This is a genomic window from Pseudomonas sp. PDM20, assembly GCF_014852575.3.
Classification (GTDB): domain Bacteria; phylum Pseudomonadota; class Gammaproteobacteria; order Pseudomonadales; family Pseudomonadaceae; genus Pseudomonas.
Window position 1 is genome coordinate 4,633,052 of sequence record NZ_CM181224.1, and the last position, 16,354, is coordinate 4,649,405.

At 64.3% G+C, this 16,354-nt stretch carries 17 protein-coding genes; 4 read left to right on the forward strand and 13 right to left on the reverse strand.

From position 1 onward, the window contains the following. Positions 1-6: 6 nt before the first annotated feature. The 12 genes from flgK to IB261_RS21220 form a co-directional block, all read right to left on the reverse strand. Complete coding sequence (gene flgK, locus IB261_RS21165) at positions 7-2,004, reverse strand: flagellar hook-associated protein FlgK (protein ID WP_192381207.1); 1,998 nt, start codon at positions 2,002-2,004, stop codon at positions 7-9. A 34-nt stretch (positions 2,005-2,038) separates the two neighbouring features. Continuing rightward, positions 2,039-3,280, reverse strand: coding sequence for a flagellar assembly peptidoglycan hydrolase FlgJ (gene flgJ, locus IB261_RS21170; RefSeq protein WP_151187853.1), 1,242 nt, complete (start codon positions 3,278-3,280; stop codon positions 2,039-2,041). Positions 3,281-3,290: 10 nt separating this feature from the next. Next, positions 3,291-4,436 (reverse strand): flagellar basal body P-ring protein FlgI, encoded by a 1,146-nt coding sequence (locus tag IB261_RS21175; RefSeq protein ID WP_081519260.1) that lies wholly within the window; start codon positions 4,434-4,436, stop codon positions 3,291-3,293. Positions 4,437-4,447: 11 nt separating this feature from the next. After that, positions 4,448-5,140, reverse strand: coding sequence for a flagellar basal body L-ring protein FlgH (gene flgH, locus IB261_RS21180; protein WP_081519259.1), 693 nt, complete (start codon positions 5,138-5,140; stop codon positions 4,448-4,450). A gap of 41 nt (positions 5,141-5,181) precedes the next feature. Next, positions 5,182-5,967 carry a flagellar basal-body rod protein FlgG gene (gene flgG / locus IB261_RS21185; RefSeq protein ID WP_081519258.1) on the reverse strand — a complete coding sequence of 262 codons (786 nt, stop codon included), beginning with the start codon at positions 5,965-5,967 and terminating at the stop codon, positions 5,182-5,184. A gap of 56 nt (positions 5,968-6,023) precedes the next feature. Beyond that, positions 6,024-6,767 (reverse strand): flagellar basal-body rod protein FlgF, encoded by a 744-nt coding sequence (gene flgF, locus IB261_RS21190; protein WP_045212145.1) that lies wholly within the window; start codon positions 6,765-6,767, stop codon positions 6,024-6,026. 188 nt (positions 6,768-6,955) lie between these two features. Further along, positions 6,956-8,263, reverse strand: a complete 1,308-nt coding sequence (flgE, locus tag IB261_RS21195) for a flagellar hook protein FlgE (RefSeq protein ID WP_081519257.1) — start codon at positions 8,261-8,263, stop codon at positions 6,956-6,958. Between the two features lie 27 nt (positions 8,264-8,290). Beyond that, entirely contained in the window at positions 8,291-8,986 is a 696-nt protein-coding gene (gene flgD, locus IB261_RS21200) for a flagellar hook assembly protein FlgD (protein WP_412548079.1), read from the reverse strand. A gap of 22 nt (positions 8,987-9,008) precedes the next feature. Beyond that, positions 9,009-9,452, reverse strand: a complete 444-nt coding sequence (flgC, locus tag IB261_RS21205; protein ID WP_045212156.1) for a flagellar basal body rod protein FlgC — start codon at positions 9,450-9,452, stop codon at positions 9,009-9,011. Positions 9,453-9,457: 5 nt separating this feature from the next. Beyond that, complete coding sequence (gene flgB, locus IB261_RS21210; RefSeq protein ID WP_081519255.1) at positions 9,458-9,865, reverse strand: flagellar basal body rod protein FlgB; 408 nt, start codon at positions 9,863-9,865, stop codon at positions 9,458-9,460. 550 nt (positions 9,866-10,415) lie between these two features. Next, positions 10,416-11,237, reverse strand: coding sequence for a protein-glutamate O-methyltransferase CheR (gene cheR, locus IB261_RS21215; protein WP_192381206.1), 822 nt, complete (start codon positions 11,235-11,237; stop codon positions 10,416-10,418). Between the two features lie 122 nt (positions 11,238-11,359). Continuing rightward, on the reverse strand, positions 11,360-12,298 hold the full coding sequence (locus IB261_RS21220; protein WP_192381205.1) for a chemotaxis protein CheV: 939 nt from the start codon (positions 12,296-12,298) through the stop codon (positions 11,360-11,362). Positions 12,299-12,434: 136 nt separating this feature from the next. Here IB261_RS21220 and flgA point away from each other — a divergent pair, with 136 nt between their 5' ends. The 4 genes from flgA to IB261_RS21240 all read left to right on the forward strand — a co-directional run bounded on the left by flgA (position 12,435) and on the right by IB261_RS21240 (position 14,932). After that, the gene (flgA, locus tag IB261_RS21225; RefSeq protein WP_139791622.1) at positions 12,435-13,124 is read left to right on the forward strand and encodes a flagellar basal body P-ring formation chaperone FlgA; all 690 of its coding nucleotides are present in this window, start codon (positions 12,435-12,437) and stop codon (positions 13,122-13,124) included. Between the two features lie 141 nt (positions 13,125-13,265). Further along, the gene (gene flgM / locus IB261_RS21230; RefSeq protein WP_045212162.1) at positions 13,266-13,580 is read left to right on the forward strand and encodes a flagellar biosynthesis anti-sigma factor FlgM; all 315 of its coding nucleotides are present in this window, start codon (positions 13,266-13,268) and stop codon (positions 13,578-13,580) included. 43 nt (positions 13,581-13,623) lie between these two features. After that, positions 13,624-14,085: a flagella synthesis protein FlgN gene (locus IB261_RS21235; protein ID WP_081519251.1), complete on the forward strand. Its 462-nt coding sequence runs from the start codon at positions 13,624-13,626 to the stop codon at positions 14,083-14,085. A 97-nt stretch (positions 14,086-14,182) separates the two neighbouring features. Beyond that, entirely contained in the window at positions 14,183-14,932 is a 750-nt protein-coding gene (locus IB261_RS21240) for a flagellar brake protein (RefSeq protein WP_081519250.1), read from the forward strand. A 42-nt stretch (positions 14,933-14,974) separates the two neighbouring features. On the opposite strand, the gene IB261_RS21245 is transcribed toward IB261_RS21240, so the two are convergent. Beyond that, a complete protein-coding gene (locus tag IB261_RS21245; protein ID WP_081519249.1) occupies positions 14,975-16,327 on the reverse strand; it encodes an MFS transporter in 1,353 nt (450 codons plus the stop codon). Between the last annotated feature and the right edge of the window lie 27 nt (positions 16,328-16,354).

Below are 16,354 nucleotides of genomic sequence, written 5' to 3' on the forward strand. Positions count from 1 at the left end.
GCCTCCTCAGATGTTGTTGATCAGGGTGTCGAAGAGCGTCTGCGCGGTCTTGATGATCTGCGCGGAGGCCGTGTAGTACTGCTGGAACTTCACCAGGTTGGCCGCCTCTTCATCGAGGTTGACCGCCGACAGCGAGTCGCGACTGCCTTGCGCCTGGGTCAGCACCGCCTCGGTGGCGGTGGCATCGAGCTTGGCCTGGTTGGCCGTGGCGCCGACGGTCTCGGTCAGGCTGCTGTACGCGCCGGTCAGGCTCATGCCGCTGCCGCTGCCCGTGCCGCTGCCGACGGTCTTGGTGGTCTGCAGGTCGATGAGCTTCTGGGCGTTGCTATTGTCGGCGTCGCCATTGCTGTTGAAGGCCACGCCGAAGCTGTCGCCGTCCGCTGGATAACCGGCGATGGTGGTCTGGAAGCTGAACGATGGCGAGCCCGGTACGGTGATGCTGATGTCATTGCTCTGGCCCGGCACGATGTTGCCGGTGCCCAGCGAGTTGCCTGCCGAATCGTAGATGGTGTAGCCCTGGGTGCCGCCGCTGGCTGCGTCGAACACCAGCTTCACCGGCAGGCCGGCCTTGATCGAGGCGCCCAGCGCGGTGCCGTTGCTGGCATCCAGCTTGCTGGTCAGGGTGGTGCCGCTGATGGTGCCGCTGCCTTCATTGCCAGTGGTGGTGCTGGCGACCACCGGCGAGGCGAAGGCCAGGCGGTTGGAGTCGGTCATAGTGACCGAGATGTCCGAGGCCGCGGTGCGGGTCGGGATTACCGTGAAACGGTCGCCCGCCTGCACGGTACCGACGCTCTGCTGGCTGATGCTGAAGCCGTCGAATTCCTTCGACGGGTTGTCGGTCAGGTCGCCGCTGCCCAGCACCGTGCCATCAGAGGAGCGCTTGATGGTGTAGCCGGTGGCGGAGGTGAAGGTCACCTCGTAGTCACTGGTGGTCAGTGCGCTGCTGTCGGTGATGTTGACGTTGAGGTTGCCGGTGCCGGTATTGTGGGTATTGGCCAGGCTGCGGTTGCCGATGACGCTGGCGTCGTTGATGTCCTTGAACAGCTGCGCGCCGAAGTTGCCGTTCAGGTCCAGGCCCTGGGCGAGCTGGCTGTTGAAGGTGTCGGCAAGGACGATGGCCATGCGCCCCAGTTCGTTCTGGGTCGTGTTCAGCACGTCGCTGCGGTAGCGCAGCAGGCCGCCCATCTGGCCTCCGGTGACCACCGAGGTGACGTCCATGGTCGAGCTGCCGGAGCTCAGGCTCAGGCTGAATTGCGACGGGTTGTTGGCGCTCGGGCCGGCGGTCAGGGTGGAGGAATTGGCCCCCACCACCAGCGGCTGGCCGGAGCCCAGGTAGAGGTTGAGGCTGCTGCCCTGCTTGACCACGCTGACGCCGATCATGTCGGAAAGCTGCAATACCGCCTGGTCGCGCTTGTCCTGCAGGTCGTTGGCGCTGGCGCCGCCAGCCTCGGCTGCGATGATCGCCTGGTTGTACTGGGCGATGGTCTTGGCCAGGTCGGTGACCTGCCCGGCCAGGCTGTCCATCTGGGTGTTGACGTAGCTGTTCTGGGTGCCCAGCTGGGTGGAAATCGAGTTGAAGCGCTGCGCCAGGTTCGCGGCCTGGGTCAGCACCAGCTGACGCGAGGCGGCGTCGGTCGGCGTCGCCGCAGCGGTCTGCAGCGAGGCGAAGAAGTTCTGCATGACCTTGGACAGACCGGTAGTGCTGTCGGACAGCAGCGAATCGATCTGGTTGACCTGGGAGAGGTAGGTCTGCGCATCGCTGTCCACCGAGGTGGCGCCGCGCAACTGGTTGGCCAGGAACTCGCTGTACATCCGGCGGACGTCCTGCACCGTGGTACCGGTGCCAACGTAGTACTGCCCCGCGAACTGCTCGGCGGAGGTCACCTGCGACGTCGTCTGGCGCGTGTAGCCCGCCGTGTTGACGTTGGTGATGTTGTTGCCGGTGGTGCTCAGCGCCGCTTGCGAGGCGTTGAGGCCGGACAGTCCGATGGATAAGAGGCTCATGGTCTTTCCTTAGCGCAGTCCTTTGTACAGGGCTTCACAGTGTGCGAGTCGGGGTGTCGGCCATCGCGACGGTCTGGTAGACCTGCATCTGCTTGGCGATCTGGTTCACCTTGCGCGCGTACTGCGGGTCGGTGGCGTAGCCGGCACGCTGCAGTTCCTTCATGAACTGATCCGGACGCGACGCGGAATCCAGCGCGCCCTGGTAGCGATCGTTGTTCTGCAGGAAGCTGACGTAGTCCTGGAAGCTCTGCTCGAAGGAGTTGTAGGCACGGAACGAAGCCACTTCCTTCACTTCCTTGCCTTTCTCGAATTCGGTGGTGGTGGCGCGGGCGGAGTCGCCCTTCCAGCTGGAACCGGTCTTGATGCCGAACAGGTTGTGGCTGCTGCTGCCGTCGCGCTGGGCGATCATCTTCTTGCCCCAGCCGGTTTCCAGCGCGGCCTGGGCCACCAGGTAACGCGGGTCGACACCGATGCGCTTGGCCGCGCGCTCGGCCATGGGCAGCATGGTGCTGATGAAGTCGTCGGCCGAAGCGAACATCGACTTGCCCGGCCTGGTGGAGATCGCCGAGGTATCGATATCGGCCACCGGCACGGTGGTGTCGATCTGTTTGGTGTAGGCCTGGCTGCCGCGCCAGTCGTTGCTGGCCAGCTGTGCCGGCTGGTTGGCGGTGGAAGCCACGGAGCTGTCGGCGCCCGGCACCAGGCCTGCCGCGATACGCTGGGCGAGCTTGCCCGGCAAGGCAAGGCGACGGGCGTTCAGCGCCTGGCGATCGTCACGGCCGGCTTCGGGTTGCGGCAAGGCCTTGCCGTTGGCGGCAAACACGCTCGGGGTCTTCTGCCGGTCGGACGCAGCAGCGGTGGCCGCAGCGCTCTGGGTGCCGTCGGTGGCCGCCTGGGCGCCGGTCTGGGCGAAGGGGTTGTTGCCGGTGTGGCGGACGCCCTGCATCTTTTCCATCTGCTTGACCAGCACGTCGGCCAGGCCGATACCATGCCCCTGGGTGGCCAGAGACACGGACAGCTGATGGTCGTACATGTCCTGGTACTGCTTGGCCGCTTCACTGTTCATCGGGTTGTCCTTGGCGAACACCTCGTTGGCCGAGCGCATGGATTTCAGCATCTCGTTCATGAACAGCGATTCGAACTCCTGGGCGACCTTGCGGATGTTCCCCGCGCTGTCGCGGTTCGCGCCGGTCTTCATCGCCGACAGGCGATTGAGGTCGGAGTAGGAACCGGAGTCGGTAGTGGAGGTACCAGCAGAAAGCAGTCGGGCGTCCACGGCGGCGTCCTCAGATCACGATCAGGTCGGCTTGCAGCGCGCCGGCCTGTTTCAGGGCTTCGAGGATCGCCATCAGGTCGCCGGGCGCAGCGCCCACCTGGTTAACGGCGCGTACGATTTCATCCAGGGTGGTGCCGGGGCCGAACTTGAACATCGGCTTGGCTTCCTGGTTGGCGCTCACGTTCGAGCGCGGGACGACGGCAGTCTGGCCGTTGGAGAACGGACCGGGCTGGCTGACGATGGGGTCTTCGGTGATGGTCACGGTCAGGCTGCCGTGGGTCACGGCGGCCGGCGACACGCGCACGTTCTGGCCGATCACGATGGTGCCGGTGCGCGAGTTGATGATGACCTTGGCCACGGCTTCGCCGGCCTGCACATCGAGGTTCTCCAGCACGGACATGTAGTCCACGCGCTGGTTCGGGTCCAGCGGCGCGCTGACGCGTACCGAGCCACCGTCCACAGCCTGGGCGACGCCCGGGCCGAGCAGTTCGTTGATGCGGTCGACGATGTGCTTGGCGGTGGTGAAGTCAGGGCGATTGAGGTTCAGGGTCAGGGTATTGCCCTGGTCGAAGCCGCTCGGTACCGCGCGCTCGACGGTAGCGCCCGCCGGAATGCGGCCGGCCGACGGCACGTTGACGGTGATCTTGGAACCGTCGCGGCCTTCGGCGTCGAAGCCGCCGACCACCAGGTTGCCCTGGGCCACGGCGTAGGTCTGGCCGTCGATACCCTTGAGCTGGGTCATCAGCAGGCTGCCGCCGCGCAGGCTCTTGGCGTTGCCGATGGACGACACGGTGATGTCGATGGCCTGGCCCGGCTTGGCGAACGGCGGAAGGTCGGCATGGATGGACACCGCCGCGACGTTCTTCAGCTGCACGTTGCCCGAGCCTGCCGGCACCTTGATGCCGAACTGCGCCAGCATGTTGTTGAAGGTCTGCAGGGTGAACGGCGTCTGCGTGGTCTGGTCGCCGGTGCCATTGAGGCCGACGACCAGGCCGTAGCCGATCAGCTGGTTATTGCGCACACCCTGGATGGTGGCGATGTCCTTGAGCCGTTCGGCATGGGCGGCCGGCACGGCGAACAGCGCGCAGGCCAGCAGCGCGCCGCCGAGGCGGAGCGCGCGGGTCAGGCCGAGGGATACCTTGCGAACGACAGTCATCGTCATCACCCTCAGAACGGGAACAGCGGGCTGAGGAAGAAGCGGTCGAACCAGCCCGGCTGGCTCGCATCGGCGAACGCGCCGGTGCCCGAGTAGGTGATGCGCGCATCGGCCACACGAGTGGAGGCGACGGTGTTGTCGGTGGCGATGTCGTCGGCGCGGATCAGACCGGCAATGCGCACCAGCTCGTTGCCGGTGTTCAGGGTCATCCACTTCTCGCCGCGCACGGCGAGGATGCCGTTGGGCATGACGTCGGCCACGGTAACGGTGATCGAGCCCGTCAGGCTGTTGCTCTGCCCGGCCGCGCTGTCGCCCTTGGTTTCGCGGTTGCCCGAGTACTCGGCGGAGAGGCTCAGGTCGCCGCCGCCCACCGGGTTGTTGGTAGTCAGGCTGCTGCCGAACATCGAGGTCAGGCCGAGCTTGTTGCTGCTGTCCTTGGAGATGTCCGAGTTGGCTTTCTTGCTCGCCTGGGTCTTCTCGTTGAGGGTGATGGTGATGATGTCACCCACGCGGAAGGCCTTGCGGTCGCCGTAGAGGTTGTTCTCGAACCCGGCCTGGTAGATCGACCCATTGTTCTGGGCAGCCGGCGCAGGCGTGCGCGGCAGCACCGGAGCGTAATAGGGATCGTCCGGCTTGGGCGGAGGGCTCACGCACCCTGCCAACGCGGCGATGGCCAGCAGCGGAAGGAGGTGGGAACGGTTCATCTACAGCTACCTCTCGGGGAGAGCGACTACGGGATCAGGGCTTACAGATTCTGGGTAACGAAGGAGAGCATCTGGTCGGCGGTGGAGATCACCTTGGAGTTCATCTCGTACGCGCGCTGGGTGGTGATCATGTTCACCATCTCTTCCACCACGCTGACGTTGGAGTTCTCCAGGGTGTTCTGCAGCACGGTGCCCAGGCCGTTCAGGCCAGGGGTGCCGACCTGGGGCGCGCCGCTGGCGGCGGTTTCCAGGAACAGGTTGTTGCCGGTGGCCTGCAAGCCGGCCGGGTTGATGAAGTCGGCGGTCTGGATGTTGCCGATGATCTGCGGCGTCGCGTTGCCGGCGACGGTGACCGAGACAGTGCCGTCGTTGCCGACGGTGAAGGTCTGGGTTTCAGCCGGGACGACGATGGCCGGCTCCAGGGCATTGCCGTTGGAGGTGACGATCTGGCCGTCGGAGTTCAGGTGGAAGCTGCCGTCACGGGTGTAGGCGACAGTGCCGTCCGGGGTCAGCACCTGGAAGAAGCCACGACCGTTGACCGCCATGTCCAGCGGGTTGTCGGTGGTCTGCAGGCTGCCGGCGGTGAAGTTCTTCTGGGTGCCGACGATGCGCACACCGGTACCCAGTTGCAGGCCCGAGGGCAGTTGGGTGTCCTGGGTCGAGTTGGCGCCGGGCTGACGCTTGATCTGGTAGAGCAGGTCCTGGAACTCCGCGCGGTCGCGCTTGAAGCCCGTGGTGGACACGTTCGCCAGGTTGTTCGAGATGGTGGTCAGGTTCATGTCCTGGGCGGACAGACCGGTCTTGCTGACCCAAAGTGCCGGAAGCATGTCGTTCTCCTCGGGCGCCGGATTCGTGGCGCCTTGGACGGTTAATCAGGTTCTTATCAGCTGAATTGCAAAACACGCGCCATCGACTGGGAGTCTTCTTCGGCGGTTTTCATCATCTTCACGTGCAACTCGAACTGGCGAGACAGCGCCAGGATCGAGGTCATCTCGTCGACAGCATTGACGTTGCTGGCTTCCAGCACGCCGGACTGCACGCTGGCATTGGCATCGACCTGGGGAGCGGGCTGGCCCGACTTCATGCGGATGAGGCCGTCGCTGCCCTTCTCCAGTTGCTTGGCGTCGGGAGTCACGAGCTTGATGCGGTCGACGGTAGCCAGTGCATTGGGGTTGTTGCCCTGACCACGGATGGTGATGGTGCCGTCCTCGCCGATGTCGATCTTTTCTTCCGGCGGAATCGCGATCGGCCCGCCGTTGCCCATCACCGGCATACCGTCGCTGGTGCGCAGCTGGCCGAGGGCGTCGATTTCCAGGCTGCCGGTGCGCACGTAGGCTTCGCCGCCGTCCGGCGCCTGCACGGCGATCCAGGCATCGCCCTTGGCGGCGACGTCGAGGTCACGGCCGGTTTCCTGCAGGGAGCCGGTGGTGAAGTCGGTCGCCGGGCGCTCGCTCATGGCGAAGACGCGCGCCGGAAAGCTGTCACCGAACACGGGCATGGCGCGAGCTTGCTCGAAGTCGCGGCGGAAGCCGGTCGTGGAGATGTTCGCCAGGTTGTTGGCGTGAGCCTGCATGGCTTTGGTGTTCTGGCTCGCGCCGCTCATGGCGACATACAGCATTCTGTCCAAGGCATTCCTCCAGTGCCGAGTCGGATTCCCGGCGGTGTTGGAGTGACTTCAGCAAAGGCTGTGCCAGAACCGCAGAACAAACCTCAAGATATTGATATTCAAGGGAATATCAAAAAATAAAGGCTCCCGAAGGAGCCTCGATGGCCGTCAGGCGGCGAAGGACTGCCGCCTGCGGCAAGGGGACGTCATCAACGCAGGTTGATGATGGTGTCGGAGATGGTGCTTTCGGTCTGGACGGTCTTGGCGTTCGCCTGGTAGTTGCGCTGCGCCACGATCAGGTTCACCAGTTGCGCGGTGAGGTCGACGTTGGAGTCTTCCAGGGTTCCCGAGCCGACCGAGCCGAGGGTGCCGGAGGTGGGCGTGCCGATCACCGCCTCGCCCGAGGCCAGCGACTGCTTCCAGCCGGTGTTGCCCACCGGGGTCAGGCCTTGGGTGTTGGCGAAGTTGGCCAGGATCACCTGGCCGATCACCTTGGACTGGCCGTTGGTGTAGGTGGCGTACATCTGGCCGTCTTCGGCGAACGACAGGCCGGACATCTGGCCGGTGGCGTAGCCATCCTGGGTCACCGCCGTCACGGCGAAGGAGCCGTTGGTCTGGGTGGTCTTGGTCAGGTCGATGCTGATGCCGCCAGTAGTGCCTGCCGCGCCGTTGGCACCCCAGGTCACCGGGTTGGTGGTGGAGTCGGTGACGGCGGCCGGCGTCCAGCCGGTCAGGGTCATGGTGTTGTCGGCATTGACGGTCATGCCGGTGGAAGTGATGCCCGTCAGCTGGCCGGCGCTGTTGAAGGTGATGTCGCTGCTCAGCGGCGTGGTGCTGGTCGGGGTCTGCGGGTTACGCCCGTCCACCAGGGTGTACATGCTCCAGTTGTTGGCGCTGTCCTTGACGAAGTAGTTCGTCATGGTGTGCGAGTTGCCCTGGGAGTCATAGATGTCCACGGAGGTCGACCAGTTGTAGCTGTCCGAGTCGGTGGCATCGAACGGCGTGGTAGTCGGCGTGGTGGCGTTGGAGTTCAGGCTCAGGGTCGAAGTGATCTTCGAGGTCGGGCTCGGCGGCTGGTTGGCGGTGTCGACCTTAAGGTCGGTGATCACGCCGTTGACGATGTTGCCGTTGCCATTGACGCCATAACCCTGCAGGCGATTGCCCGAACCATCGACGATGTAGCCGCTGGCGTCGGTATTGAAGGTGCCGTTGCGGGTGTAGACGCGGCTGCCGTTGTCGCTGGTCATGAAGAAGCCGTTGCCGCTCACTGCCAGGTCCAGGCTGCGACCGGTGGTGCTCAGGTTGCCCTGGGTAAACTGCTGCGAGACGGCCTGGGTGACCACGCCGTTACCCACGGCGATGCGGCCGGTGCCGAGCATCGAGGAGGCGTAGAGGTCGGCGAACTCGGTCCGCGAGGATTTGAAGCCGGTGGTGCCGACGTTGGCAATGTTGTTGCCGGTGACGTTCAGGTCCATCGACGCGGCGTTGAGTCCACTCAGGGCGGTATTGAAAGACATGTGTTGCTCCTGTGCCGAAACGCGGCGTTATTTTCCGATGGTCTGAATGCTGGAGGCGGAAACGGCGCCGATGCCAGCCAGGTTCAGGGACATTTCCCCGCCGTTCTGGCCCAGCGTGACGCTGTTGACCGTGGCCGGCAGGTAGGTGGTCAGGGCGGTACTGGTACCGTCCAGGCTGGCGCTGGCCTTGACGGTGTAGGTGCCGGCGGCCACCAGTTCGCCGCTGTCGTCCTTGCCGTCCCACTTGAAGTCGATGTTGCCGGCCTTCTGGCTGCCCATGTCGACGGTGCGGATCAGGTCACCCGAGTCGTCGTAGATCTTCAGGGTCACACCATCGCCGCCGGACGGCATCACCAGGGTGCCGTTGACGCCAGCGCTCGGGTCATCGACCTGCACCTTGCTGGAATTGACGATCACCGAGCGCCCGACCAGCGAAGAAGCCTGCAGGGCCTGCGACGACTGGAACGACGAATAGAAGGTGCCCAGGGTGGTATCCAGGTTCTGCATGCTCTCCAAGCTGCTGAACTGCGCCAGCTGGGAGACGAACTCGGTGTTGTCCTGCGGGTCCAGCGGGTTCTGGTTGTTCAACTGGGTGACCAGCAACTGCAGGAAGGAATCCTTGCCCAGCGCGCTGGTCCCGGTCTCGCTGGTGGTCGACGAACTCGACGACCCGGAGTTGAGCGAGGACAGGATCGAACTCGTGGTGCTGTTATCGGTATTGATGCTCATGGGGCGTCCTCTGCGCTTACTGACCCAGGGTCAGGACCTTCTGCATCATCTGCTTGGCGGTGTTCATCATTTCCGCGTTGCTCTGGAAAGAACGACTGGCGGAGATCATGTCGGCCATCTCCTCCACCACGTTGACGTTGGGGTAGTAGACGTAGCCGTCCTTGTCGGCGGCCGGATGGTTCGGCTCGTAGCGCGGCACCAGCGGGCTCTGGTCCTCGACCACGCCCAGCACCTGCACGCCGGAACCGGCCTGGTCGGTCTCGCCGAACAGCGAACCCTGGTCGCCGCCCTGGGCGTTCTGCAGCATGGTGGAGAACACCGGGTGACGGGCGCGGTAGGTCTGGTCGATGCTCGAGGAGACGCTCTCGGCGTTGGCAATGTTCGATGCGGTGGTGTTCAGACGGGTGGTCTGGGCACTCATGCCGGTACCGGCGATGTTGAAGACACTGGCGAGCGACATGGCGATTACTCCCCGCGCAGGGCGTTCATCAGCCCTTTGAATTTGCTGTTGAGGAAGGTGAACGAGGCCTGGAACTGCACAGAGTTTTCCGCGTAGTTGGCTTGCTCGATCTGTTCGTCGACGGTGTTCTGGTCAACCGAAGGCTGGTTCGGGATGCGGTATTTCACCGACTCGTCACCCATGCCGAAACCATCGGCGGCAATGTGATGCGAGTTGGTCAGGGTCGCGCTGAAGGTGCCGTTCTTCAGCTTGTCCGACTGGGCTGCCAGCACCGAGGCGAAATCCAGGTCGCGCGCCTTGTAGTTGGGCGTGTCGGCGTTGGCCAGGTTATTGGCCAGGACTTCAGCGCGCTGGGAGCGGAAGTTCAGCGCTTGCTGGTGGATGCCGAGGGCTTTGTCGAAGCTGATGCTCATGGTCACGAACCTGTTTGCCGGTGTGGGCTTGCCAACACTTCAGCAAGGTGCGTGCCACATTTGTATTCCTTGGATAATCAAGGGCTTGAGGGAATCCGAGCAGCGGCAAGGGGCGGCAAACAGCGGCAAAGCGGCAACCGCTTTCCTTGCCGCCTGGGGCAAGGCGGCAAGCTTGCCGCTGCGCTTTGCCGCCCTCTTCTGCCGTTGCCGTTGCCGTTGCCGTTGCCGCGTTCAACTTGCCCGCGAAGCTATTGGAAACGTCGGCCCTGCCGACGGATCGCGGGCATGGCCCGCTCCTACGGGGAAAGTCATTGCCACCCGATCGCGAACGGCACCCTGCCCGGCGAACGCATACGCAGGATGGCGTGGAGCACAGCGATACCCATCGATTCCGAGGCACCGATAGCATGGGTATCGCAAGCTCTCCCCCTCCTGCGGCCGTGCTCCGCCGCGAATTCGACGCACGCAGAAATGCAGATCGCGGACAAAGTCCGCGATCAGGTGAATGCCGTAGCAAGAACCCCGCCCGAACAGGCGAGGCATCGGCCGATCACTTGGCCTTGTAGATGATCCCCGGGCTGCACTGGACCATCTGGTAGTGGTCCGGCAGCGCGTTGAGCGCTTCGGAGGCGCCGAGGAACAGGTAGCCGCCAGGCTTGAGCGTGGCATGGATGCGCAGGAGGATGTCGCGCTTCACCTCGGCTGAGAAATAGATCAGCACGTTGCGGCAGAACACCATGTCGAACTTGCCCAGCGTGGCGTAGCTGTCCAGCAGATTCAGCGCGCGGAACTCCACGCGGCTCTTGACCGGCGGCTTCACTGTCCAGCGCCCCGGCGTCTTCTGGTCGAAGTAGCGCGCCAGACGCTCCTGCGACAGGCCACGGCCAATGGCCAGGCTGTCGTACTCGCCGGCCTTGCAGGCGGTGAGCATGGAGCCGGACAGGTCGGTGGCGACGATCTGCACGCCGGCCTTCAGTTGGCCAAGGTTGGTGCGCTCGAACTCGTCGATGGACATCGACAGCGAATACGGTTCCTGCCCCGAGGAACAGGCCGCCGACCAGATGCGCAGGCGCTGGCCGGGCGAGGCCTTGATCATCTCCGGCAGCACGCGGTTCTTCAGGACTTCGAAGGGGTAGGTATCGCGAAACCACAGGGTCTCGTTGGTGGTCATGGCGTCGACCACCTGCTCGCGCAGCTGGCTGCGCATCTGGATCTTCTGAACCAGCTCGCCCAGGGACTTGATGCCCTGCTGCTCCATCAACTTGTTCAAGCGGCTGGAGACCAGGTACTGCTTGTTGGCGCCCAGGAGGATGCCGCAGGTCTTCTCCAGGAAATCCCGGAACAGCTCGAATTCAGAATTGGTGGATGTCACAGATAAGCCTCTTTGCTCGTGGACGGCTGCCGGCAATGCGACGGCAACTGCCTGACCGGTGCTCAAAAAACCATAGACGATGCGGGCGGCACCGGCGCCACCCGCATCTCGTCACGCCGGCATCAGGTCGATGCGCCATCCACTGCCTTGATGCGGTCCGACACACGGGCCGCCAGGTCATCGGGACGGAACTTGGCGAGGAAGTCGTCAGCGCCGACCTTCTTCACCATCGCCTGGTTGAACACCCCGGACAACGAAGTATGCAGGAGAATGTGCAGATCCTGCATGCGCGGGTCGTGACGGATTTCCGCCGTGAGCGTGTAGCCATCCATTTCCGGCATCTCGATATCCGAGATCACCATCAGCAGATCGCTGCCCGGATGCCCGCCGGCCTCCACCATCTGGTGCAGGTAATCCAGCGCCTGGCGGCCGTCGTTGAGCGCCAGCACTTCCACGCCGACAGTCTCCAGGCAACGCACCAGCTGCTTGCGCGCCACGGAGGAGTCGTCCACCACCAGCACGCGCTTGCTCACCGCTCGGGCCTGGGTCTCGGCATCCAGCACGCCTTCGGAGATGTCCTCCGAGGTCGGCGCCACTTCGGCGAGGATCTTCTCCACGTCGATGATTTCCACCAGTTGGTTGTCGACCCGCGTCACCGCCGTCAGGTAGTGGTCGCGGCCGGTTCCCTTGGGTGGCGGATGGATCGACTCCCAGTTCATGTTGACGATGCGCTCCACCGAATGCACCAGGAAGCCCTGCACCTTGGTGTTGTACTCGGTGATGATCACGAAGCTGTTGGCGATGTCCCGCAGGGCGTGACGCCCCGTGGCCAGCGCCAGGTCGAGGATCGGAATGGTGCCGCCACGGATGTTCGCCACCCCGCGCACCACCTGGCTGGATTTGGGCATCACGGTCAGGCGGGGGCACTGCAGCACCTCCTTCACCTTGAACACGTTGATCCCGTACAGCTGGCTGCCGTTCAAGCGGAACAGCAGCAGTTCGAGACGATTCTGGCCAACCAGCTGCGTACGCTGGTTGACCGAATCCATGACTCCGGCCATTGAGCCTCCTGTGCACGCAACGCCGCCCGACTCACGAAGGCGGCATGACCATTGCTTGGATCGTTGCATGAAACGAGCAACGACATTTTTCCGACAGCTGAGACCCGCGCGCGCCCTGATGGCTGCGCTGCTCGGCATGACGGGTGCGCTGACCCTCTCCCCGGCAGGGGCGGAAGGCTTCACTGCGCCTGAGATCCTTATCGGCTCCACCCAGGGCTTTCTTGAGTTCAAGGTGGAAGATTATCTGCAGACCTCGGGCATAGACGCACGCTACGAGATCGAAGTCGCACGCATCGACCCCCGCCTGCGCCTGGCGGAGTGCGACAAGGACCTGACACAGAAGCTGGAAAGCCCGGCGCAGCCCGTTGGTCGGGTCACCGTGCGGGTGCTCTGCGAAGGCAGTTCACCCTGGACGGTGTTCGTGCCGGCGACGGTCAGGCTGTTCCGCCAGGTTGTCGTCACCACCCTGCCCCTGCAGCGCAATCATGTCGTCGAGCCCGGTGATATCAGCGTCGTCGAACGGGACGTCGGCCAACTGAGCCAAGGCTACCTGACCGACCCCAACCAGGTGGTCGGCATGAAGCTCAAGCGCCCCACGGTCAACGACCAGGTGCTGGCGCCGGTCTTCCTCGAACAGGCGGCGGCCGTGCGCAAGGGCGACCAGGTGGTGATCCGCGCCAGGACCAGTGCGATCAACGTGTTCATGCCCGGCGAAGCGCTGTCCGATGGGGTAACCGGCGAACAGATCCGCGTGCGCAACCTGCGCTCCCAGCGTATCGTCAGGGCTCGAGTGGTCGAGCCGGGGACGGTGGAAGTCAGCCTGTAGCGCTCGACCCAGGACTTTTTCTGGCATGATGGACGCAGCCCTCTGCAAAATGTGCTCAGGCGCACGAAAATTCGGCCTAAAGTTTCTCTCAAGACGGCCGAAAAGCTTGGCAAGCGTCCAATACCTCCAGAGGTTTCCACCATGGTCATCGACTTCAACCGGCTGAACCCGGCCTCTACGACAGCCAGCACTGGCCGTAGCAGTGCTGCCCAGAGCGGTCGCAGCGAAGCCGCCGCAGAGAATGCCTCCGTCAACGCCCCGGCCAAGAGCGGCGAGTCGGTACAGCTGAGCGACACCGCACAGCAACTGCAGAAAGTAAGCGATCAACTGAAGGACCAGCCCGTGGTCGACAACGAGAAAGTGGCCCGCATCAAAGCGGCCATCGCTGACGGCAGCTACCAGGTCGACAGCCAGAAAGTCGCCAGCAAGCTGCTCGATTTCGAATCCCAGCGCTGAGTTCACTCAGCGCCTGGTCAACCGCTAGTACGCCGAGCCCAAGATGTCCGATGCCCTGCTTTCTCTGATCAACGGCGACATCGAAGCAGCCAGCAGCCTGCTGCAGCTGATCGACGACGAGTTCCAGGCGCTGCAAGCCCGCGACCTGGACCAGTTGCAGAAGCTGCTCGACAGCAAACTGCCGCTGCTGCATCAGCTCGAGCAGAACGGTCGTATCCGCACCCAGGCACTGCAACAGGCCGGGGTCAGCGCTGACAACGAGGGGCTTGCGCAGATTGCCCAGGCTACCGGCAACGCCGCTCTCACCGCGCGTGCGCAGGAGCTCGGCGCCCTGCTCGAACGTTGCCAGGAAGCCAACCAGCGCAACGGCCGCCTCATCCGTTCCGGCCAGACCAGCACCGAGCGCACGCTCGACATCCTGCGCGGCCAGGAAACTCCGCGACTCTATGATCGCTACGGCGGCTCCACCCAGAGCAACCGCCAGCGTCCGCTCAGCCAGGCCTGAACTCCTCTGGCCTGAAGGCCCGCCCTAGGGCAGAATGCCACTATCCGGCCCTGCCCCGTGCACGACTCATAACAAACACAATGGAGACCTGCGGACCGTGTCCAATCTGTTCGCCGAGGAAAATGGCCCTCAACCACCGAAGGTGTTGAAAGCTCCGGTGGAGATCCACGCCAGCCTGAAAATGCTGATGGACAGTCACGATCCCCTGGTAATCACCTTCGAAGGGCGCAGCCAGCGCTTCCAGAGCTTCGTCGTCGAGATCAACCGCGAGCGCAACATCGTCGCCCTCGATGAACTCATCCCCAACGACGGCGAGCGCTTCCTGCAGAATGGCGAGCAGTTCCGCATCGAAGCCTTCCACGAAGGCGTGCGCGTCGCCTGGGAAAACACCCAGAACGCTTTCTTCTCCGAGATCGACAGCGCCCGCTGCTACTGGCTGCCGGTGCCGGCCGAAATGCTCTACCACCAGCGCCGCAACGCCTTCCGCGCCCCTGTGAGCCAGGTCCAGCCGGTGCCGGTGGAAATTGGCGGCAGCAAACTGAAGTCGCCGCTCAAGGGCAGCCTGATCGACATTTCCGCCACGGGCTGCAAGATTCGCCTGGAAGGCAACGCCGCCGAGCGCCTGCAGCCCGGTCAGGTTTATGAAGAATTCACCGCGCGCCTGCCCTTCGGCGCCCTGACCATGGAAGTCGAACTGCGCCACGTGCACTTCGAGGAAAAGGTCGGCTACAGCTTCGCCGGCATGCGCTTCCACCAGATGAGCGGCCTGGCGCAGCGCAACATCGAGCGCTTCGTCTACCAGCTGCAACGCGAAGCCCGGCGCTTCGAGAAGGACGAACTGTTCTAGTTCGTCCCGGGCGGCAAGCGCTTGCCGCCCTTCCCTGCCGCCTCACGCGGGTCGGCTTTCTTCCTCGGCTTCTGCTTCTGCCTCCACTTCCGGCTCGGCAGCCGGCGTGCTGTTGTCGTTGCCCTTCATCTGCTCCTCCACGGCCGCTTCGTCGACCCGCGGGTCGAGGGCGGCGGACAGCGGCGAGGACGCCAGGCTGTCCGGCGTGGCAACGTGCTTGACCGGTGCCTCGTCGACCCGGTGTACACCACTGACCTTCTCCGGCTGCACGCGCCAGATGAGGATCAGCGAGCAGGCACAGACGAAGGCGTAGAGCATGTTGGCGCCGAACAGCTTCATCAGCGCACCGGCCGCCAGCGGGCCGATACAGGCGCCGACACCGAAGGTCACCAGCAGCATCGCGGTCAGCGAAACGCGGCGCTCACCTTCGACGTGGTCGTTGGAGAAGGCCACGGCCAGCGGATACAAAGTGAACTGCACCAGGCAGACGATGAAGCCCATCGGCAGCAGCCACGCCAACGAAATCGGCGGCACCGGCAGCAACGGCAGCGCCGCCAGCGGCAAGGCCACTATCAACAGCAGGATCGCGGCATTACGGATCAGCACGGCGCGGTCGATGCGGTCCGACAGCCAGCCCAGCGGCCACTGCACCAGCAGGCCGGCGAAGATGCAGCCGCCCATGAACAGTCCGATCTCCTCGTTACTCAGACCCTGGCGCACCGCATAGAGCGGCGCCAGGCCGTAGAACGAACCGACCACCAGCCCGGACACCAGCACCGTGGTCAACGACTGCGGCACACGCTGGATGAAGAAGCGCGGCTCCAGCGGCGCCGGGCGCAGCGGCGCGGGGTGGACCTTGTGGGTGATCGCCACCGGGATCAGCGACAGCGCAAAGCACAGCGCGATCATCATCGGCAGCTCCGGGCCCAGCCCCGGATGCACCACCAGCACCAGCTGGCCGAGTACCAGGCCCAGGTAGGACGCGACCATGTAGCCGGCGAACACGGCACCGCGCTGGCGCGCTTCGGCCTGCTCGTTGAGCCAGCTCTCGATGACCATGTACTGGCACATCATCCCCAGGCCGATGGCGACCCGCAGCAACAGCCAGAAGCCCAGCCAGGGCAACAGGCCGATGCCCAGCACAGCAGCGGTCACCAACCCGCCACAGGCGACGTAGGCGCGGATATGACCGACGCGGGCGATCAGCCGGTGGCCGATCTTGCCGCCCAGCACCAGGCCGAGGTAGTAGGCGGCCATCATGGCGCCGATCCACAGCCCATCGACCTTCTCCGCGCCCAGGCGCAGCGCGAGGTAGGTACTGAGCAGACCGGAACCGGTCAGGAGCATGACGGCGGCGAAGTACAGAGCGCGGAAGGCAGTGACGATCCGAAGCATTGGACCTCCTGGTCCAGGACAACCCCG